The sequence below is a fragment of the Paenibacillus mesotrionivorans genome (genome assembly GCF_046098205.1).
In the GTDB taxonomy this organism is placed as follows: Bacteria; Bacillota; Bacilli; order Paenibacillales; family NBRC-103111; genus Paenibacillus_AR; species Paenibacillus_AR mesotrionivorans.
Genome location: NZ_JBJURJ010000002.1, coordinates 435756 through 453959, shown reverse-complemented (window position 1 = coordinate 453959; position 18204 = coordinate 435756). Strand labels below are relative to the sequence as shown.

General features: G+C 54.7%; 22 protein-coding genes. 18 read left to right on the top strand and 4 right to left on the bottom strand.

The annotated features are described in order from the left end of the window. The first annotated feature begins 20 nt into the window (after positions 1–20). The 6 genes from ACI1P1_RS04335 (at position 21) to ACI1P1_RS04310 (ending at position 3051) form a co-directional block, all read left to right on the top strand. A complete protein-coding gene (locus tag ACI1P1_RS04335) occupies positions 21–1058 on the top strand; it encodes an epoxyqueuosine reductase (RefSeq protein WP_416215133.1) in 1038 nt (345 codons plus the stop codon). Positions 1059–1075: 17 nt separating this feature from the next. Next, the gene (locus tag ACI1P1_RS04330; RefSeq protein ID WP_416215132.1) at positions 1076–1504 is read left to right on the top strand and encodes a MarR family winged helix-turn-helix transcriptional regulator; all 429 of its coding nucleotides are present in this window, start codon (positions 1076–1078) and stop codon (positions 1502–1504) included. Between the two features lie 104 nt (positions 1505–1608). Continuing rightward, the gene (locus ACI1P1_RS04325; RefSeq protein WP_416215131.1) at positions 1609–2247 is read left to right on the top strand and encodes a TetR/AcrR family transcriptional regulator; all 639 of its coding nucleotides are present in this window, start codon (positions 1609–1611) and stop codon (positions 2245–2247) included. Then, positions 2222–2440, top strand: coding sequence for a hypothetical protein (locus tag ACI1P1_RS04320; protein ID WP_416215130.1), 219 nt, complete (start codon positions 2222–2224; stop codon positions 2438–2440). Before ACI1P1_RS04325 ends, ACI1P1_RS04320 begins: the two co-directional genes overlap by 26 nt. Before the next feature lie 2 nt (positions 2441–2442). Further along, on the top strand, positions 2443–2763 hold the full coding sequence (locus ACI1P1_RS04315; protein ID WP_416215129.1) for a carboxymuconolactone decarboxylase family protein: 321 nt from the start codon (positions 2443–2445) through the stop codon (positions 2761–2763). Between the two features lie 39 nt (positions 2764–2802). Beyond that, entirely contained in the window at positions 2803–3051 is a 249-nt protein-coding gene (locus ACI1P1_RS04310; protein ID WP_416215128.1) for a zinc ribbon domain-containing protein, read from the top strand. 88 nt (positions 3052–3139) lie between these two features. Here ACI1P1_RS04310 and ACI1P1_RS04305 read toward each other — a convergent pair whose 3' ends face one another. Both ACI1P1_RS04305 and ACI1P1_RS04300 read right to left on the bottom strand, forming a co-directional pair. Continuing rightward, positions 3140–4915, bottom strand: coding sequence for an ABC transporter ATP-binding protein (locus ACI1P1_RS04305; RefSeq protein WP_416215127.1), 1776 nt, complete (start codon positions 4913–4915; stop codon positions 3140–3142). Further along, positions 4902–6677 (bottom strand): ABC transporter ATP-binding protein, encoded by a 1776-nt coding sequence (locus ACI1P1_RS04300; RefSeq protein WP_416215126.1) that lies wholly within the window; start codon positions 6675–6677, stop codon positions 4902–4904. Before ACI1P1_RS04300 ends, ACI1P1_RS04305 begins: the two co-directional genes overlap by 14 nt. 218 nt (positions 6678–6895) lie before the next feature. Between ACI1P1_RS04300 and aac(6') the strand changes: the two genes are divergently transcribed. The 3 genes from aac(6') (at position 6896) to ACI1P1_RS04285 (ending at position 8653) form a co-directional block, all read left to right on the top strand. Then, on the top strand, positions 6896–7333 hold the full coding sequence (aac(6'), locus tag ACI1P1_RS04295) for an aminoglycoside 6'-N-acetyltransferase (RefSeq protein ID WP_416215125.1): 438 nt from the start codon (positions 6896–6898) through the stop codon (positions 7331–7333). Positions 7334–7363: 30 nt separating this feature from the next. Further along, positions 7364–7900, top strand: a complete 537-nt coding sequence (locus ACI1P1_RS04290) for an AAA family ATPase (protein WP_416215124.1) — start codon at positions 7364–7366, stop codon at positions 7898–7900. A 222-nt stretch (positions 7901–8122) separates the two neighbouring features. Next, a complete protein-coding gene (locus tag ACI1P1_RS04285) occupies positions 8123–8653 on the top strand; it encodes a hypothetical protein (RefSeq protein WP_416215123.1) in 531 nt (176 codons plus the stop codon). Here the strand turns inward: ACI1P1_RS04285 and ACI1P1_RS04280 are convergent, their stop codons facing one another. Then, entirely contained in the window at positions 8654–9205 is a 552-nt protein-coding gene (locus ACI1P1_RS04280) for a CDP-alcohol phosphatidyltransferase family protein (RefSeq protein ID WP_416215122.1), read from the bottom strand. A 141-nt stretch (positions 9206–9346) separates the two neighbouring features. Between ACI1P1_RS04280 and ACI1P1_RS04275 the strand changes: the two genes are divergently transcribed. The 9 genes from ACI1P1_RS04275 (at position 9347) to ACI1P1_RS04235 (ending at position 17610) form a co-directional block, all read left to right on the top strand. Further along, positions 9347–9799: a HEAT repeat domain-containing protein gene (locus tag ACI1P1_RS04275; protein ID WP_416215121.1), complete on the top strand. Its 453-nt coding sequence runs from the start codon at positions 9347–9349 to the stop codon at positions 9797–9799. 15 nt (positions 9800–9814) lie between these two features. Then, positions 9815–10207: an iron chaperone gene (locus tag ACI1P1_RS04270; RefSeq protein ID WP_416215120.1), complete on the top strand. Its 393-nt coding sequence runs from the start codon at positions 9815–9817 to the stop codon at positions 10205–10207. Positions 10208–10364: 157 nt separating this feature from the next. Beyond that, on the top strand, positions 10365–10670 hold the full coding sequence (locus ACI1P1_RS04265) for a hypothetical protein (RefSeq protein WP_416215119.1): 306 nt from the start codon (positions 10365–10367) through the stop codon (positions 10668–10670). 8 nt (positions 10671–10678) lie between these two features. Continuing rightward, positions 10679–11449, top strand: a complete 771-nt coding sequence (locus tag ACI1P1_RS04260) for a TetR/AcrR family transcriptional regulator (protein WP_416215118.1) — start codon at positions 10679–10681, stop codon at positions 11447–11449. A gap of 169 nt (positions 11450–11618) precedes the next feature. After that, positions 11619–12542, top strand: coding sequence for an aldo/keto reductase (locus tag ACI1P1_RS04255; RefSeq protein WP_416215117.1), 924 nt, complete (start codon positions 11619–11621; stop codon positions 12540–12542). 72 nt (positions 12543–12614) lie between these two features. Continuing rightward, positions 12615–13637 (top strand): SDR family oxidoreductase, encoded by a 1023-nt coding sequence (locus tag ACI1P1_RS04250; RefSeq protein ID WP_416215116.1) that lies wholly within the window; start codon positions 12615–12617, stop codon positions 13635–13637. Positions 13638–13801: 164 nt separating this feature from the next. Then, positions 13802–14419 (top strand): nitroreductase family protein, encoded by a 618-nt coding sequence (locus tag ACI1P1_RS04245; RefSeq protein ID WP_416215115.1) that lies wholly within the window; start codon positions 13802–13804, stop codon positions 14417–14419. A 608-nt stretch (positions 14420–15027) separates the two neighbouring features. Beyond that, complete coding sequence (gene htpG, locus ACI1P1_RS04240) at positions 15028–16902, top strand: molecular chaperone HtpG (protein WP_416215114.1); 1875 nt, start codon at positions 15028–15030, stop codon at positions 16900–16902. Positions 16903–17052: 150 nt separating this feature from the next. Further along, positions 17053–17610, top strand: coding sequence for a type 1 glutamine amidotransferase family protein (locus ACI1P1_RS04235; RefSeq protein WP_416215113.1), 558 nt, complete (start codon positions 17053–17055; stop codon positions 17608–17610). Between the two features lie 42 nt (positions 17611–17652). Here the strand turns inward: ACI1P1_RS04235 and ACI1P1_RS04230 are convergent, their stop codons facing one another. Beyond that, entirely contained in the window at positions 17653–18204 is a 552-nt protein-coding gene (locus ACI1P1_RS04230; RefSeq protein ID WP_416215112.1) for a helix-turn-helix domain-containing protein, read from the bottom strand.

Below are 18204 nucleotides of genomic sequence, written 5' to 3'. Positions count from 1 at the left end.
ATATAAAGGAGGCCACCGGCATGGCACTTACCAAGGAACAGCTGATCCGGCAGCGTGCGGAGGAGCTGGGGTATGAGGGCTGCGGCATTATTCCTATTGGGGCTATGGACGGCTACCGCGATAAATTTCTCGAGCGGATGGAGAAGCTTCCGGAATCCGTGCCCTTTTACCGGAACCAGCAGAGGTTGACGGAGCCACTGGTCCATTTCCCATGGGCGAGGTCGGTGGTGGTCCTGGCCATGCCTTACGGCAAGTACCGGATTCCGGAGCAGGTGAAGGGCCGTATCGCCAAAACCTATCTGACGGATGTCCGGGCGGATGCCAATACCACGGAATACCAAAGCAGTCTCTTGATGGAGGAATATCTGCAGGAGCTGGGGCTGCGCACCGCCGGCAACCGGAAGTTCGGTGTGGTGGGCCTGCGCTGGGCGGCTCTGGAGGCCGGGCTCGGCATCATACGGCGGAATAATTTTCTTTACACCAAAAGTGGTTCCTGGGTCCATCTGGAGGCGTGGCTGACCGATGGAGAGATGGAGCTGCGCCAGCAGGAAGTATTGCCCCCATGCCCCAAAAACTGCACCAAATGCCAGTCCGCCTGCCCCACCCGCTCCTTGTCGGCACCATACGTCATGCAGCCCGCCGCCTGTATCTCCTACATGACCACCTTCGGCGGCCGCGAGCTCTGGCAGGAGCCTCTCCGCCATAGCTTCGGGAGCTGCATCTACGGCTGTGACCTGTGCCAGGATGCCTGTCCCATGAACCGGAACCAATGGAAGGAGACCCTGGATTTCCCCGGATTGCCGGAGGTGGCGGAGCTTTTGGAGCCGGAGCGGATTCTGGAGCTGACGGAGGACACATACCGGGAAAAGATCCAGCCCAAATTTTTCTATTTATCCCCGGAAGAATTATGGAAGTGGAAAATAAATGTGTTAAACTATATGCGCAACAATTACCGGGATGGCTACCGCAACCCGATTCTACAGGCCTGCGGCAGCAGCCATGACGGAATCCGCCGTATGGCCCAAGCCGTCCGGGAGGAGCTGCAGCTGGAAGCATAAAGAGGGAAGTGACAAGTATGGCAGCAGGCCATTCCGTCCATAAATGCGCATGCAAGCAGATGCGGATGACCGCCAGAGCGGTGACGCAATTTTATGACAGGCATTTTTTGCCCGCAGGGCTGCCTGCGGCGCAATTCGGGCTGCTGGTGGATATTTCCGCCCATCCCCAGATCTCCATCGGCGAGCTGGCGGAGCTGGCCCTGATGGACCAGACCACCGTGACCCGGAATGTGGAGACCCTCCGCAAAAAAGGATACGTCCAGGTAAAGCCCGATGAAGCGGATTCCCGGAAAAAATCCGTTTCCCTAAGCGCCGGCGGCCAAACCAAGCTGGATGAGGCGATGCCCTTGTGGGAGGAGGCCCAAGCAGCTGTAGAGCGTGAAATCGGGATAGAACGGCTGAAGGATTTTTTCGAGGTGTTAAGCAAGCTGCAGCGGATTGTGTAGCCGGGGCCCGGTGCAGTGCGGAGCAAGTCATCCTGTCTTCCCTGTAGACAGGATTTTCTTTTGGGAATATAATGACTTTACAGTCAGTGATTAAGGAGTCAGCGATGAAGAAAACAACGCGCCAATTGCAGAAGGAAGAGACCCGAACGGCGCTGCTGCAGGCCGCCTATGACGTTTTCTCCTCCCAGGGTATTCAAGCCTCCCGAATGGCCGATATTGCCAAGGCGGCGGGTGTTTCCCACGGTACGGTGTTCCTCCATTTTCCCACTCAGGAGCGGCTGGTTGCAGAGGTGCTGGAAGCCTATTGCGGTGAAATTGCCCAAGACACCCACCTGTCGGCGGTTTCCTGCCGGACGCTCCGGGAGTTTCTTGACGTCCATATTGCCGGCATAAGCAGGCATGAACCCTTCTATACCCGGCTGGTCATCGAGAACCGGCTGCTTCCGCAGGAGGCCAGGGATGCCTGGACCGGGCTTCAGTCAGCCGTTTCCTTCCACTTCAGCCAAGTGCTGGAGCGGGACCGAGCGGAAACGGGCGGTGTGGAAGGAGAGGCGGAGCTCCCCTTGAGCCTGCTGTTTAACACGTGGATGGGGCTGGTCCATTATTATCTGGGCAACGGGGATTTATTCGCTCCGGAGGGAGGGGTTCTCCGCCGCCATGGACAGACCCTGACGGAGCATTATTTGAAGCTTATCCATAAGAAGGAGCTGATCTGCCATGGCGTTGCGGAGAACGCAAACTGACCCTATTCCCCTGAAGGCCAAGCTATGCTACGAGCATCTGGGAGGGACGTTGGGCAACCGGCTGTTCGAACGGCTTTTGGAGCTGGGCTGGTTTCAACGGGATGAGGAGAATCCCAAGCATTATTGTCTGACAGAGCTGGGAGTAGAGGGTTTGAAGGATTTGGGAGTGAATCCATTCGAGGGGAAGCGGTAATCATGTCCAGTAAAAATGCGTTCCAACTATTCCGGGAGGAGGCGCCGGATGCGGCCAAGGCCTTCGACCAGCTGATCGGCACCCTGTCCCACACGTCCTTGGACGATAAGGTGCGGCAGCTGATCTACATCGGCATTAAGGCCTCGCGGGGGGAAGCGGGAGCGGTGGCGGCACATGTGCCCATGGCTAAACGGGCGGGAGCAACCCGGGAGGAGATCCGGGACACCATCGTGATGACTCTGACCGTCAGCGGTGTAACGGGGATTACCCAGTGCCTGGGGCTGGCATTGGAGGCGTACGACTCGGTTCAGCTGCCTGGCTGAAGACGGAGCGGAGCTGCTTATAACCAGGGAGGAAGAAGCATGAACATATGCATTGCCTGCGGCATGCCCATGACACAAGCCACAGATTATCCCGGCGGGGATGAAAGCAAGGACTATTGCCGATTCTGCGCCAGGCCGGATGGAACCATGCAGTCTTATGACGAAAGGCTGGAAGGGATGACCGGTTTTCTCGTACGGACCCAAGGACTGGACGGACAAGCCGCCCGTGGCATTGCGGCACGCACCATGGCCAAGCTGCCGGCTTGGAAGAGCGCAGCACCAAATTAAATCTGCCGGCTGCAGCCTGCAGGACAACATAAAAACCCCCGGAGCCCTCCACAAGAGGGCCGGGGGTTTTTTGGCGCTTACAAGGCGCTTATGCTTCCATTTTCTGCGCGGAATACAGCCGGTAATACAGGCCACGGCGGGCGATGAGCTCGTCGTGGGAGCCTGCCTCCGCCACACCCTTGTCCGCCACATACATGATTCTGTCGCAGTTCTTTACTGTGGACAGCCGGTGGGCGATGATGAAGGAGGTTCTGCCCTTCAACAGCTCGTTCAGCCCTTCCTGCAGCAGGCGCTCGGTTTTGGCGTCGATGGAGGAGGTGGCTTCGTCCAGGATCAGAATGCGCGGATTCGCCAAGAGGGTCCGGGCAAAGGAGATCAGCTGGCGCTGGCCTTGGGACAGCTTGGAGCCGCGTTCGTTTACCTCGGTTTTATAACCCATTTCGAACTCCTGGATAAAATCATGGGCACGGACAGCCTTGGCTGCGGCGATCACTTCTTCCTCGGTAGCATCCAGCCTGCCGTAACGGATATTGTCCAGAATGGTGCCGGAGAAGATGAAGCTGTCCTGGAGCATAATGCCCATTTGGCTGCGCAGGGATTTCAGGGTCACCTGGTTGATGTCATAGCCGTCCACGAGAATCCGTCCGCCGGTGATGTTGTAGAACCGGGAAATCAGGTTCACCACGGTGGTTTTGCCTGCGCCGGTAGGACCTACCAGAGCGATGCTTTCCCCGGCTTTTACCTTGAAGGACAGATGCTCCAGAATATTGCGGCCCGGCTCATAAGCGAAGGTCACATCATCGAAGGCCACATCACCCTTGATGGGCGGCAGCTCCAGTGCGTCGGGAATGTCGCTTACTGTCACCGGTTCATCCAGTGTTTCGAAGATACGCTCCAGATAAGCCACAGCGTTGATGAAGGAGTTGTACAGGTTCGACAGGTTCAGAATCGGCTGCCAGAAGCGGGCGGCATAGCTGGTCATAGCGATGATGACCCCGAAGGTGACCTCCTCCGGCCCCAGAATCAGCAGTCCCACCAGGTAGATAGAGGTGGATACGATGGTGGCCAGATTATCTACGGCAAACGGAATGAAGCCGTTGTACAATTGGGCATGCATCCATGCCTTGCGGAAGTTGCCCGCCAGCCGGGTGAAGGTGCCCTCATTGTATTGCTCCCGGGTGAAAATCTGGGTGACACGGATACCGCTGATGCTTTCCTGAAGGTAGGCGTTTACGTTGGAGCTTTTGTTGGAAACCGCCTGCCAGGCCCGGCGTTGGCCGTTCTTGATCAGGATCATCAGGGCCAGGAATACCGGAAGTCCCGCCAGAATCAGGAGGGATAGCTTGGCATTGACCATAAACATGAAGATGGCGATAAACAGCAGGTTGACGATTTCGAGCACAAAGTTGATTATCCCGTTGGACAGCACATCCGATACGGAGTTGACGTAGTTGACGACCCGGATCAGGATTTTGCCCTGGGGCCGGTCATCATAATACTGGAACGGCAGCTCCTGGAGATGCTTGAACAGATCCGTGCGGATATCGAAGATAATGTCCTGGCCCACCCGGGTCATAATCCGGGAACGGTATGTCGCCATAATGACGCTGGCTACGATGGTGAACAGGATCAGAGCCGACCAGCCCACCAGGGCGCCCACTGCTTTATCGGGAATGACCACGTCGACGATATGCTGCATGATCAGCGGGGCGGAGAGGCCAACGGCTGCAGACAGCGCGCTTAGGGTGAAGGCCAGAATCATGGGGCTTTTTTGCTTCCGGATATAAATCATGGCCCGCTTGAAGTGATTGATGTCAAACGGCGATTCCAGGTTTTCGTCAATATCGAACTTATTCCTTGCCATTGGCGTTCACCTGCCTTCCGATACCCTCGTTCTGCAGCATAAAGACTTCATAATAATATCCGCGTTTGGCCAGAAGCTCCGCGTGGGTGCCTTCCTCGATAACCTTGCCGTTGTCCAGAATGAAGATCCGGTCAGCGTTGGCGGTGGTGGATACCCGCTGGGCGATGATAATCTTGGTGCAGGAGAACTCCAGCTCCCGCAAACTCTTCTGGATATGCTCCTCTGTCTCCAGGTCCACGGCGGAGGTGGTATCGTCGAGGATGAGGATCGGCGGCTGCACCGCCAAGGCACGGGCCAGGGCAATCCGCTGCTTCTGCCCGCCTGACAAACCGACGCCACGTTCGCCTACGATGGTGTCGTAGCCCTCCGGCATTTTGCTGATAAAATCATGGGCTGCCGCCAGCTCGGCCATCTTCACCACGTCGGCTTCGGGAAGCTCGGGGTTGCCGTAGGCGATGTTGCCGTCGATGGTGTCGGAGAACAGCAGCACATCCTGGGTGGCGATCCCCACATTCCAGCGAAGCTCGTCAAGCTCCAGCTTGCGCACATCCACACCGTCCACCAGCACCCGTCCTTTGGATACATCGTAAAAACGCGGGATCAGGTTGATCAGGGAGGTTTTGCCCGAGCCGGTCGAGCCCATAATGGCCACGGTTTCCCCGGGGCTCACCTTCAGGTTAATATCGTCCAGAACGGTGACGTTATCATATTTAAAAGTGACATGATCGAACTCGATACGCCCTTGGTACCGGCGCTTTACCAAGGCATTGTGTCCGTTTGCAATCCGCGGGTTGGCATAGAAGACGTCGACAATCTTATTCAAGCTGGCAATAAAACGCTGAATATCGTTAATGATGATGCCGATGTTCCGCATCGGGTTGGACAATCCCCACAATAGCGACGAGAAGGCGGCGAATTCACCGAAGGTAATCCGGTCGTTCATGACGAAAATCCCGCCGGCCAGCATCAGAATGACGCTGAAGCCCTGGGCGAAGGTTTCCAGAAACGGGAAATAATCCAGCCAGACCATGGCGGCCGCTTTATTGGCCTTGGAAAAGTTCACGTTCTTCTCGGTGAATTTCTCTACCTCGTATTCCTCCCGGGCGAAGGCTTTCACAACCCGGTTGCCGGCGATGTTCTCCTGGGTGGTGGTATTCAGCTGGGAGAGCTTCTCGCGCAGGTCCACGTACATGGGGCGGACCCGTTTGGCAAACAGGAAGGCCGTCATAAAAATCGCAGGGGACAAAATCAGGAGCCACAGGGTCAGCTGCACGTCGATGCTGAAGAAGTAAATCAGCGCCGCAGCAAACACCACCAGCGATTCAATGATCATCTTGACAATCCACGCCATGGAGTGGCGTACCATTTCCAGATCGCCTGTCATCTTGGTCATCAGGTCCCCGGTCCGGTTGTGGTCGTAGTAATGCATATCCTGGCCCTGGATTTTGTTATACAGGAAGATACGCACCCGGTACATCATGTTCTGGGAGGAACGCTCGTACTGCATGTAGGTCAGATAAGCAAGACCCGTCCGCAGAAGAGAAAATCCGATCATGGACAAACACAGGGTAATGAGAAGCGTTTTCTGGGTGCTGAGATTTTCCAGTGCACTGCTTCCCGAGATGAAGGTGTCCACAATCTGCTGGCCGATGTAAGGGTTTACTACAGTGAGCGAGGCTGTCAGCACGGACAGGCAGAGGGCTATTACATACCGTGCCCGGTCCCCTTTCAGATTCTGCCACAACCACTTGATTTGAAACATGTCATCACCAGATTTCTTTGTTTTTAAAAGCACCTGTCGATTATACCTAAGATTATACGGCAGGTGGTAGAGAAAGTTTTTATTTATTCTTTTATCTGTCCATAAGAATATGCTATCGGTATAAAGTGGTATATTTGAATAGAATTGCATCGTTTCCGGGCAGCGGGCAACCGCAGCACAGACGGTTTTCATTTATATATGAAGAAAGGAAGATGGAGATGGAGATTGTGCAGGCAGATTTATCGAACCTGGGATTATGGGTGGGGCTTGCCTCCCGTTTGTTTGCGGGACATTCCGCCGGGGAGCTGGAGACGGAGTATGCGGATTTTTTGGCAACGGGCAAAGAAACCGGATTTCTGTGTATGCAGGATGGACAAGCCGTGGGTTTTATGAATATTTCTGTACGGCAGGACTATGTGAATGGCACGGATAGCTCCCCGGTCGCTTTCCTGGAGGCCATCTATGTGCTTCCGGAATGGAGACGCCGGGGAGTGGCCCGGCAGCTGATCGCCAGGGCCGAGCAATTCGCAAGAGACAAGGGGCTGGCCCAGCTTGCCTCAGACTGCCTGCAGGACAATACCCTAAGCCAAGCCTTCCATCACAACAGCGGCTTCCGGGAAACGGAACGGGTTATTTACTTTGTGAAAGATATATAGGGTAAATTATTTCTTGAGGAGGAAAAGAGCATGCTGGAGCAAGCAGGAATCATAGTAGTGACCGGGGTTATGGCAGCCGGCAAATCCACGGTGTCACAGTTATTGGCGGAGCGTTTTGACCGGGGTGTCCATGTGCGCGGGGATGTATTCCGGAGAATGGTGGTGTCGGGAAGAGAGGAGATGTCCCCCGAACCTTCGGAGGAGGCGATGAGGCAGCTTCGGCTCCGCTACCGGCTGGCGGCAGACACGGCGGAGGCTTATTGTGAGGCGGGGTTTCAAGTGGTGGTACAGGACAATTACATCGGACGAGCCCTGGGGGAGTTTGTGGACATGATCCGCCATCGCCCGCTTTATGTGGTGGCGCTTTGCCCCCGGCCGGAAATTGTCGCTAGAAGAGAAACGGGGCGGGGTAAAACCGGGTATGGCTCGTTTTCAGTGGAGGGCTTCTACCGTCTGTTCCATGAAGAAACGCCAAAAATCGGATTATGGCTGGATAATTCTGAGCAAACGCCGGAGGAAACCGTCAACGAAATTTTGGTCAGAGTGGAAGCTGAGGGCAGGATTTGACGAATGGATGGAATCTCCGGTTGACCAAGGCCTCCAACTTGTCATTACCCGGGAAATACTGACAAAAAAGCTGGAGGCCCCGGTAAGCGACAGCAACAGCTGTTTCCCGGAATAACCTGACAGGAAAGCGCTGCCGAAGATCATGCGGTTATGACGAAGTTTCGTGTATGGAATGAATTGGAAGGGGCATCCTGATCCTATATCCGGATAAAAGGGAGCCCTATGATGACGAAAATGTTGCTCTGGGTGGGCATGATTGCTCCATGGTTTTCGCTTTTTTTCATGAAGAGACAGGATATTAAGCGGTTTATGCCGGCTACCCTTCTGGCTATGCTGGCGATGCCCTTAGTTTCGGAGGCCGCTTACCATTACAATTGGTGGACCATTGACCAATACCTTTTTGCATGGGGAAACATTACACTTCTGCCGATTTTGTTCGGTCCTTTTTTTATTGGAACCCTCTGGATTTTTCGGCTGACCTATCACAGGTGGTGGCTGTTTTTCCTGGTGAATCTGGTTGTCGACGCGGGGTTCACCTTTGTGCTGAATCCGTGGTTTCTTGACGGTTGGCTCTACAGCTTCCACCAGCTGAATTATTGGGGTGCGTTTCTGATCATGTTCGGAACCGCCATCCCGATTTATTTCTATCAGAGGTGGCAGGATGAGGTGATTATTGGGACCTCTAGGAGGGGGGAGGATCTGGTGCTTACGGTGAACAACCCTTTCCGGCTGAAGGAAAAGGGTAAGTCCTAGCTACGTCCTTGACGGGTCCTTGAAAAGGAACCCCCGTTTATTCAGATCCAGACGCGGAGAGGACAGATGGAGCAGCAGTTCCTCACAAGCAGAGAGGACGGAGAGAATACAGGCGGGCCACAAAAAGGCGTAATAGCCGGAGGCGATGATGAAGGGGGCGATAAACAGAAGCGCTCCTGTCAGCTTGTTTCCCCAGGTATGCAGGATGGCGAAGGTGCGGTATTTCCACGCGGCTACGGCGAGATTCAGCCCCCGGACTGCGATGGTGAGGATGACCCAAGGCAGGAACGGCCGGACATCCGGACCCATCCGGAGCCAGCACCAGACAAAAACAGCGCCGAACATACACAGATCCGCAATGCTGTCCAGCCGGGCGCCCAACGGGCTGTGGCTGCCGGTTTTGCGGGCGATCCACCCGTCTGCCATATCCGTTGCTCCGCACAACAGATACAGGATGCAGAATAGCATCACATTCCCGGAAGCCAGGGGAAGAAAAGGTAGCAGGGCGATTCTGGACAGGGTGATGGCATTGGCGGTATGTTTCTTCTGCATGGTTTTCCCTCCTCTCACTATATTATGATGGGGCGCCCGGGCTTTTGCCATACAATTCGACGGCAGATGGGCAGGGCAGGGAAGAATGTGGTATAATGGCTTGTACCAAAACTATTTCTTAATGGAACAGGATGCGATCAATTGGCAAAAAACACTAAAAAGGAACCCCTGCCTGCCGGCTACGAAGAGCTGAAGGCTGCTGCAAGCCGCACATCCAGCTGGAAGGACCGTTTGGACGCGGTCAAGGAACTGGGACAGCTGAAGCATGAGCAGGTTGTCGATATTTTGAAGCACCGCTTGGAGAATGACCCGGTGTATGCGGTTCAGGAGGCGGCTTACCGCTCCCTGAAGCAGCTGGGAGAGCATGTACAGCTGCCGCCGCGGCGCAAGGGCGAGGTGATTAAGGGTGCAGGCAAGGCCCTGATCCGTATCAAGAAGAGCCTTCCCGAAGGGCACACCTACGAAGAGTTTAAGGAGAAGCTGCGCAAAATGCGGCTGGATCTGTATGATGCGTTCGAAGGTGACAAAGGCGACGAGTTCGACGTTTGGTTGGAAGCCCAATGGTCGGGGATTTCTACCCGCCGGGAACAATAAGTTAGGGGCGTTGTTATGTCAGATTCCCAGAGCGGATATGCTTCCATTGATGCTTATATAGCGGACTTCCCGCAGGAAATCCGGGACAAGCTGGAGTCCATGCGCCGGACCATCCGGGAGGCGGCTCCGGAGGCGGAGGAAATCATCAGCTACCAGATGCCGACCTTTTATCTGAACGGGAACCTGGTCCATTTTGCCGCTTTTAAGAATCATATCGGGTTTTACCCTGCCCCCAGCGGAATCGAGGCCTTCCAGGAGGAACTGGCTGCATATAAGGGAGCGAAGGGCTCCGTCCAGTTTCCCTTTAAGGACCCTCTGCCTCTGGAGCTGGTGCGCCGGATTACCGCCTTCCGTGTGGAGGAAAATCTGGCGAAGGGCAAGAAGAAACGGTCCCCCAAACAAGAATAAAGCATTTTCCGGACCCTGCCGTATGGCGGGGTTCTTTTTGTTGTAGTTATTGTCGCGCAAATCCCACAATTCAAAAAATAGACACTTTATAAACCGCCAGTCGGTTTGCTATGATATTTGCGAGATAATCTTACATAAAAGATGAGGAGAGATAACAATGCGTGTGTTGTTTTGTGACTTTGATGGCGGAAATGTGCTTTTTGAAGAGGAAAGGAACGACATTCCCAGTCTGATGGCCTTGTTCAATTCCAACGGCGGCCGGCTGATGCTGCAATATGACGGGGATCAATATTTCTACGGCTCTCTCCAGGAATGCTGTATGGAGATGCTGGAGGATGAGGATACGGAAGAACGGTACGAGGTGGTTAAACTTTTCTTCGCCAAGGAGCTTCGCAAGGTGTCCATCCGCGGTAATATCTTCCCGTACAGTTATTATTCCAAAGAAAAAAGCCAAAAGGAATGAAGCTATGAATGGACCGTACCTCTCTTACTCTAAAAGCTGTGCTGGAAACCACCGAACGGCTTGCCGCTGAGATCGGCTGCCAGAATACGACGCTTCAGGAGATTATTAAGCGCTCAGGCATGTCCAAAGGCGCCATCTATCACTATGTGCAGAGCAAGGATGAGCTGTTCGGGCTTATTCTGGAGGAGCACATGATCAAGAAGGTGGAGGAGTACCGCAATAAAGCGGCCGGCCACCAGAGGCAGGGGGCAGGAGCGGGCCAAACGCCTTCTGGGGCAGGGGACGGAGGACATCCCCATGGATTCGGGCAGGCGCAGGGTCAACCCCCAGGCCATCCGTCCGGTGGAACGGGCGGGTCTCTGGCCCCGGGAAGGCTGGGGCCGCTGACGGTGATTGTCAGGGGCCTGCTGGAGCCGGGCAACCAACGGCAGATCGTCCTGCGCCGCTGCTTCATCTATTTGCTCAGCCGCCAGGAGCAGCCGGATGTGTCCCGCATTGTCGTCAATCTCCAGCAAAGCTGGATCACCTTCACCGCCGAATGGATTGAGGCCTGTCAGTCCATGGGATTGCTGCCGCCTACTGTCCCTGTGCGCCGGACCTCGGCTATGATTATCTCCTTCCTGTTCGGCCTGATGGTCCAGAAGTCCATCAGTGAGCACGAGGAGCCGGCCGAAAGGGACAAACTGGACCCCGACACCGTGCTGGCAGCCATCGCCGGGATGCTGACGCCGGTCACCCCGCAAGGACACTGGGACGGTGTTGTGCAGCCAAAAGCTTAAGAAGCTGGAGCATGTCCGTTATGGATATGCTCCTGCTTTTCGTGCGGGCGTGTTTGCAAACAGACCCAAGGCTCCGAACTACGCCCGCTCTAAGTTGAACAGCCGAAATGGATAATGATATGATGCCTGTAGAATCAAATTCGAGCCCATGAGGCAGGAGGGATAACCGATGAAATACCGCAGGCTGGGCAAAACCGGGCTGAAGGTGCCCGTAATCGGAATCGGCACCTGGCAGTACGGCGGGGAATGGGGCAAGGAGTTTACAGTGAAGGAGGTGCAGGAGATTCTCGGAAGAGGGCTGGAGCTGGGCTGTAATCTCATTGATACAGCAGAATGCTACGGTGACCATCTTTCCGAATCGCTGATCGGGGAAGCCATCCAAGGCAACCGTTCGGAGTGGGTGATTGCCACCAAATTCGGGCATCATTTCCACGGGCATCTCAAAAGGCAGGATGATTGGAGCCCGGCTGGTGTTGTGAAACAGCTGGAGGCTTCGCTTAAGGCGCTTCGCACGGATTATGTGGATCTATACCAATTCCACTCCGGCAGCGATGATGCGCTTCTGAACGACGAGCTGTGGGACGTGCTCCACCGGCAGCAGGAGGCGGGCAAAATCCGGCACTTGGGCATATCCATCGGCAGCAACGAGAATGTAAGGCAGGTGGAGGCATCTCCGCGTCTGAAGGCGGAAGCCATCCAGGTTGTATATAACCGTCTTGACCGCGCTCCGGAAAAAGAGGTTTTCGCCAGCTGTCTCCGCCATGATCTGGGTGTTCTGGCCCGGGTTCCGTTGGCCAGCGGCTTCTTGAGCGGCAACTACAAGCCGGGTGCCGTATTCGGGCAGGATGACGTCCGCTCCAGCCGGGATCGGGAAGCGACGGACAAGCGGCTGCAGGAGGTAGCGGACATCCGGGAGCGGGAGGTTCCCGAGGGTGTGGATATGGCCCAATGGGCCATTGCCTGGTGCCTGCAGCATGAAGCGGTTAGCACCTGCATCCCCGGCTTCAAAAGCGTTGCCCAGCTGGAGTCGGCTCTGAAGGCCGCCGAATTGGATATGGTCTCTGCGGATCATCCCGCCGCTTGGCGGGAGTAGCGCCGTAGTCATATCTGTCCGCGCATTTGCTGCATTTGGTGATAAATATAAAGGGACAGGAAGGAACCTCCAATGGATATTTTATTTATCGGCGGAACGGGTGTGATCAGCTCGGCCGTTTCGGAGCGTGTAATCGCCCAGGGGCATACGTTATACTTGTTGAACCGCGGCAACCGCACGGCATTCGTCCCGGAAGGGGCCAAGCTGCTGCAGGGGGATATCCGGGATGAAGCCTCTATCCGGGAGCTGCTGTCCGGCCGGACCTTCGACGCGGTGGTCAACTGGATCAGCTATGTGCCGGAGCATGTGGAGGCGGATATCCGGCTGTTCTCGGGTATAACGGGCCAGTATGTATTCATCAGCTCCGCCTCGGCTTATGAGAAGCCCCCGGCAAGCCCGTTCATCACGGAGGAAACGCCCCTGGCCAACCCGTTCTGGGACTACTCCCGGAATAAGATTGCCTGCGAGGACATTTTGCTGCGGGCGCATGCGGAGAACGGCTTTCCGGTGACCATCGTGCGTCCCTCTCATACCTACGGGATTGATAAGCTTCCTACGGCCTTCAACAGCCGGAAGCATCAATGGAGCATTCTGGAACGGATGCGCCAGGGCAAGAAGATCATTGTCCCGGGTGACGGCACCTCCTTGTGGGTGCTGACCCATAACACGGATTTTGCCGTGGCTTTTGCGGGGCTCTTGGGACGCAAGGAAGCCATCGGCGAAGCCTATCAGATCACCTCCGATGAGGTGCTGACCTGGGACCAAATTACCCGTTATCTGGGCGCAGCGGCGGGGTATGAGCCGGATCTGCTGCATCTGTCGGCGGATTTTATTACCGGCTGTCTGCCTGAGCTGCACAGTGAACTGGTGGGGGACAAGCTGAACAGCGTGTGCTTCGACAATGCCAAGATCAAAGCGCTGGTACCTGAGTACAAGGCTGTGAAGCGGTTTAAGGACGGTATCCAAGAGTCAGTGGACTGGTACCGCAGCCAACCGGAGCTGCTCAAGCTGGATGAGGAATGGGATGCGTTGTGCGACCGGCTGGTCGCCGCCCATGAAGCAGGTTTGGCCCATTTTAAACAATCGGCGCAATAGGTGATGATCAGGAGCCCCTTCCGGTGACGGAAGGGGTTTTTGGGCATGCGGAAAACCCTGGAATTTTCTTGTTGACAATCTCCCGGGACAGCAGTATTCTTACTTTACGGAAATTACTTGTAAAATGTAAGTTGATAATAACTATAAAGAAAGGTTGGATGAACATGAGTGAACTGCTGGATGTTGTGCAGGCCCGCCGGTCGGCGATGAATTTTGAAGAGGGCGTGGAAATCTCCCCTGCCGAGCTGGAGGAAATCTTCGCCCAAACCCGCCTTGCCCCCTCTGCGTATAATCTGCAGCATGCCCATTATGTGGTGGTCAGCGAGCCGGAGCTGAAGGAGAAGGTGCGTGCGGCGGCTTATAACCAATATAAAGTCCATACTGCCTCGGCGGCCATTATAGTGCTGGGGGATAAGCTGGCCTATGAGAAGGCGCCGGAGATTTATGGCGGCCTGCGTACCCTGGGCGTGATGTCCCAGCAGGATTATGACGGGCTGATCGGCACCATTACCGGAGCTTACGAGAACAATGACGCCTACCAGCGGGATGAGGCCATCCGCAACGCTTCCTTGTCCGCCATGCAATTTATGCTCATCGCCAAGGAGAAGGGCTGGGATACCTGCCCCATGATCGGCTTCAATCAGGAGGAGATGATGCGGGTGCTGGATATCCCGGACCGGTACGTGCCGGTGCTGCTGATCACCATCGGCAAGTCCGTGAAGGACAATATCCGTCCCCGCGGCTACCGCAAGCCGGTAGGTGAGTTTGTGACCTTCCGCTAAACGCGCCTCTTCTTCGCAGACGCGCCTCCATTCCCAACCCCCGGTTCCGGAAACCGGGGGTTTTTGCTGTTTTGTGGCGCAGGTAAGCGGCCAGGGCGGCAGAGGTTTGAATTGTCGCAACGGATAGCGGACCAGGTGGCAGGGGGCGCTACGGATAGCGGCTTGGGCCGCAGATAGCGGAAGCAAATTTCCGCTATTCTCTAAGCAGTTGGGTGTTCGTTGCGTTTAGCGGAAGTACAATTCCGCTATTTCCTCTAAAGTAGCTGCTTCAGCGCTCAGTTTCGAGCAATAGCGGAAATTGCCTTCCGCTATTGAGAGGTGAAAGGCAGCCTCTGTCGGAATAACGGAAGCGGACTTCCGCTGTTCCGGCTGCCGGTGTGCCTGCACCATCTTTGTCGTCTACTCTCCCCTCAGGCAGGATTCCGCAGTCGCCCCGTCCCGCCTTCACACGCCCATCCTGACTAAAGGGGATAATGGACGACAAGGCGAGCAGGCTCCTTATTGACTGGAAACCCCACTTTATGGTATAAAAAATAAAGGATTAGCACTCGTTATTGCTGAGTGCTAACATTTCGAACAAATGACCGGCATGGAAGGGAGATTTATTCATGGCCAAGAAGCAATTTAAGGCTGAGTCCAAGCGTTTGCTGGAAATGATGATCAACTCCATTTACACACAAAAGGAAATTTTCCTGCGGGAGCTTATTTCCAACGCCAGCGACGCCATTGACAAAATGTATTACAAGGCGCTTAGTGACGACAAGCTGGAGTTCAACCGGGAAGATTACTATATCAAGATTACAGCGGACAAGGCTGCCCGCACGCTGACCATCACCGATACCGGGATCGGCATGACCAAGGAAGAGCTGGACAATAACCTGGGTGTAATCGCGAAGAGCGGCTCTCTGTCCTTCAAAACCGAAAATGAATCCAAGGACGGTCACGACATTATCGGGCAGTTCGGCGTAGGCTTCTACTCCGCCTTCATGGTAGCGGATGTGGTTACCGTCACCAGCCGCGCCTTCGGCAGCGACGAGGCTCACCGCTGGCAGTCTACCGGGGCCGAAGGATATACCATCGAACCTGCCGAAAAGGCTGCACCTGGCACTGAAATCGTGCTCAAGATCAAGGAAAACACCGAAGAGGAAAAGTACGATGAATTCCTCGAGGAATACCGTCTGAAGGCCATCGTTAAGAAATACTCCGACTTCATCCGTTACCCCATTAAGATGGAGGTTACCACCCACAAGCCCAAGGATGGGGAAGAAGGGGAGTTCGAGGAGGTCCGCGAGGAGCAGACGGTGAACAGCATGGTTCCCATCTGGCGCAAAAACCGGAGCGAGCTGAAGGATGAGGACTACGAGAGTTTCTACCGTGACAAACGCTATGGCTTCGACACACCCTTGAAGCATATCCATCTGAGTGTGGACGGCGCGGTAAACTACAACTCCATCCTGTTCATCCCCAGCAGCACTCCCTTTGATTATTACACCAAGGAGTATGAGAAGGGGCTGGAGCTGTACTCCAACGGCGTGCTGATTATGGAAAAATGCGGCGACCTGCTGCCCGATTATTTCGGCTTCGTCAAGGGGATGGTGGATTCCGCGGATCTGTCGCTGAACATCTCCCGTGAGCTGCTGCAGCATGACCGCCAGCTGAAGCTGATTGCCAAGAACATCAAAAACCGCATCAAGAGCCAGCTGCAGAAGCTGCTGAAGGATGAGCGGGAGAAATACGATACCTTCTACAAGGCCTTTGGCCGTCAATTGAAGTTCGGCGTGTACAGCGACTACGGCATGAACAAGGAGGATCTGCAGGATCTCCTGATGTTCTACTCCTCCAAGGAGAAAAAGTCGGTTACCCTGGACGAATACGTGTCCCGTATGCCGGAGGAGCAAAAGTATATCTACTACGCTGCCGGCGAGTCTGTTGAGCGTCTCGAGAAGCTGCCGCAAACCGAGCTGGTTGCCGATAAGGGCTACGAAATCCTCTACTTCACCGATGATATCGACGAATTCGCCGTGAAGATGCTAATGAATTATAAGGAAAAGGAATTCCGCAATGTGTCCGGCGGAGACCTGGGCATTGAGGAGACGGAAACCAAGGACGAAGCCGAGGAAAGCAGCCACAAGGATCTGTTCGACGCCATGAAGGACGTTCTTGGCGACAAGGTGAAGCTGGTTCGTGCCTCCAAACGGTTGAAGAGCCATCCCGTATGCTTGTCCTCCGAGGGGGAGGTTACCATCGAGATGGAGAAAACCCTGAAGGCGATGCCCGGCGGCCAGGACGTGAAAGCGGACAAGGTGCTGGAGATCAACGTCAACCATGATATCTTCAAGTCCTTAAACGGTGCTTTGGCCCAGGACAAGGAAAAGCTCGAGCTTTACACCAAGCTGCTGTATAATCAGGCGCTTCTTATTGAAGGGCTGCCTGTCGCCGATCCGGTGGATTTCGCCAACGATCTGTGCAAGGTTATGGTTTAAATAGAACAAAGAAGCTTCTCCCATGGTGGGGGAAGCTTTTTTGTACCTGTTCTTCCCGTTCCATCGGGCCTATTGGCAGGCTATAATGGATTGGTCGAATAAACATGTATGGGGGAGTAGCTTATAACAAGGATAAAGAACGAAATTCTGTTGCTTTTAACTGACCGCTGGTGCGATTGGGAAGCAAGCTATGCTATTGCAGTTGCGAATTCCTTTACGGATTACACCGTCAAGACTATTGCTCTGGATCACGCTCCCAAGCAGTCCATGGGCGGCGTTAAAGCATATGTGGATGTTTCCATAGGTGAGTATCAGAATTTTGATGCGCTGGCAATGGTTATTCTTCCGGGCGGGCTTTCCTGGGAAGAACATGAGTACGGTGAGATTGCTGATTTCATTAGAAAAGTCCAGAACACCGATATTCCTGTTGCAGCGATATGCGGGGCAACCACCTTTTTGTGTAAACACGGTTTACTGGACCATGTAAAGCATACGGGAGACAGCCTGGAGCTTTTCCAAAATCAAACGGGCTATAACGGCCAGTTGAATTATATGTCCGCGCAGGTTGTTGTTGACGGTGGGTTTATTACTGCCAATGAAACAGCCGCTGTTGAATTTGCTTATGAAATTTTCAAGCTGTTACAGGTAGACAGCGACGAAGAGATGGCACAGTGGCTCGATAACTTTCGCCATGGGGCTGTCCGTTAGACTTATATTAAGACGGGAGGGAAGGGGAAACTGCCGCGGCAGTTATATATACTCTTCCCCTTCTTCCGATTCCCTCTGGACGGCGATGAGCACCAAGGCCGTTTCCTCTCCGATATTCTTCACCGTATGTGGAACACAAGCATTCCAGGAAAAAGAATCTCCCTCTTGAAACACCCCTTCATCCTCACCCTGCCGGGCCCAAATGGTCCCTTTCACCACCAGATGGATTTCTTCCCCGTCATGGGCATGCACCTCCGGACCGGTTGAACCTCCGGACGGAACCTCCACCATCATCATCCGCATGTGGCGGGTCTTCGCCAGATGCTCCACCCGCAGATGTTCAGAGCCGCTGGCCGTAATCTTCCTCTCATTTTTGCGGATAATCGTCATATGCTCTTCCTTTTGCAGAAGAAGATAAGGCAGCGGTACACCCAACGCCCGAGCAATACTCTCCAATGTGGCAATCGAGGGGGAGGTCCGGCCTGTTTCCACCTGGCTCAGGAAGCCTTGGGATAATCCCGTATCCTCGCAAATCCGGGCAATGGTAATGCTCTTTTTCTTGCGGATGGCCCGTATGGAGGCACCGATATCCAT

Coding starts and splice junctions, on each gene's coding strand:
- ACI1P1_RS04335 (WP_416215133.1), top strand. CDS start 21: ATGGCACTTACCAAGGAACAGCTGATCCGGCAGCGTGCGGAGGAGCTG.
- ACI1P1_RS04330 (WP_416215132.1), top strand. CDS start 1,076: ATGGCAGCAGGCCATTCCGTCCATAAATGCGCATGCAAGCAGATGCGG.
- ACI1P1_RS04325 (WP_416215131.1), top strand. CDS start 1,609: ATGAAGAAAACAACGCGCCAATTGCAGAAGGAAGAGACCCGAACGGCG.
- ACI1P1_RS04320 (WP_416215130.1), top strand. CDS start 2,222: ATGGCGTTGCGGAGAACGCAAACTGACCCTATTCCCCTGAAGGCCAAG.
- ACI1P1_RS04315 (WP_416215129.1), top strand. CDS start 2,443: ATGTCCAGTAAAAATGCGTTCCAACTATTCCGGGAGGAGGCGCCGGAT.
- ACI1P1_RS04310 (WP_416215128.1), top strand. CDS start 2,803: ATGAACATATGCATTGCCTGCGGCATGCCCATGACACAAGCCACAGAT.
- ACI1P1_RS04305 (WP_416215127.1), bottom strand. CDS start 4,915: ATGGCAAGGAATAAGTTCGATATTGACGAAAACCTGGAATCGCCGTTT.
- ACI1P1_RS04300 (WP_416215126.1), bottom strand. CDS start 6,677: ATGTTTCAAATCAAGTGGTTGTGGCAGAATCTGAAAGGGGACCGGGCA.
- ACI1P1_RS04290 (WP_416215124.1), top strand. CDS start 7,364: ATGCTGGAGCAAGCAGGAATCATAGTAGTGACCGGGGTTATGGCAGCC.
- ACI1P1_RS04285 (WP_416215123.1), top strand. CDS start 8,123: ATGATGACGAAAATGTTGCTCTGGGTGGGCATGATTGCTCCATGGTTT.
- ACI1P1_RS04280 (WP_416215122.1), bottom strand. CDS start 9,205: ATGCAGAAGAAACATACCGCCAATGCCATCACCCTGTCCAGAATCGCC.
- ACI1P1_RS04270 (WP_416215120.1), top strand. CDS start 9,815: ATGTCAGATTCCCAGAGCGGATATGCTTCCATTGATGCTTATATAGCG.
- ACI1P1_RS04265 (WP_416215119.1), top strand. CDS start 10,365: ATGCGTGTGTTGTTTTGTGACTTTGATGGCGGAAATGTGCTTTTTGAA.
- ACI1P1_RS04260 (WP_416215118.1), top strand. CDS start 10,679: ATGGACCGTACCTCTCTTACTCTAAAAGCTGTGCTGGAAACCACCGAA.
- ACI1P1_RS04255 (WP_416215117.1), top strand. CDS start 11,619: ATGAAATACCGCAGGCTGGGCAAAACCGGGCTGAAGGTGCCCGTAATC.
- ACI1P1_RS04250 (WP_416215116.1), top strand. CDS start 12,615: ATGGATATTTTATTTATCGGCGGAACGGGTGTGATCAGCTCGGCCGTT.
- ACI1P1_RS04245 (WP_416215115.1), top strand. CDS start 13,802: ATGAGTGAACTGCTGGATGTTGTGCAGGCCCGCCGGTCGGCGATGAAT.
- htpG (WP_416215114.1), top strand. CDS start 15,028: ATGGCCAAGAAGCAATTTAAGGCTGAGTCCAAGCGTTTGCTGGAAATG.
- ACI1P1_RS04230 (WP_416215112.1), bottom strand. CDS start 18,204: ATGGATATCGGTGCCTCCATACGGGCCATCCGCAAGAAAAAGAGCATT.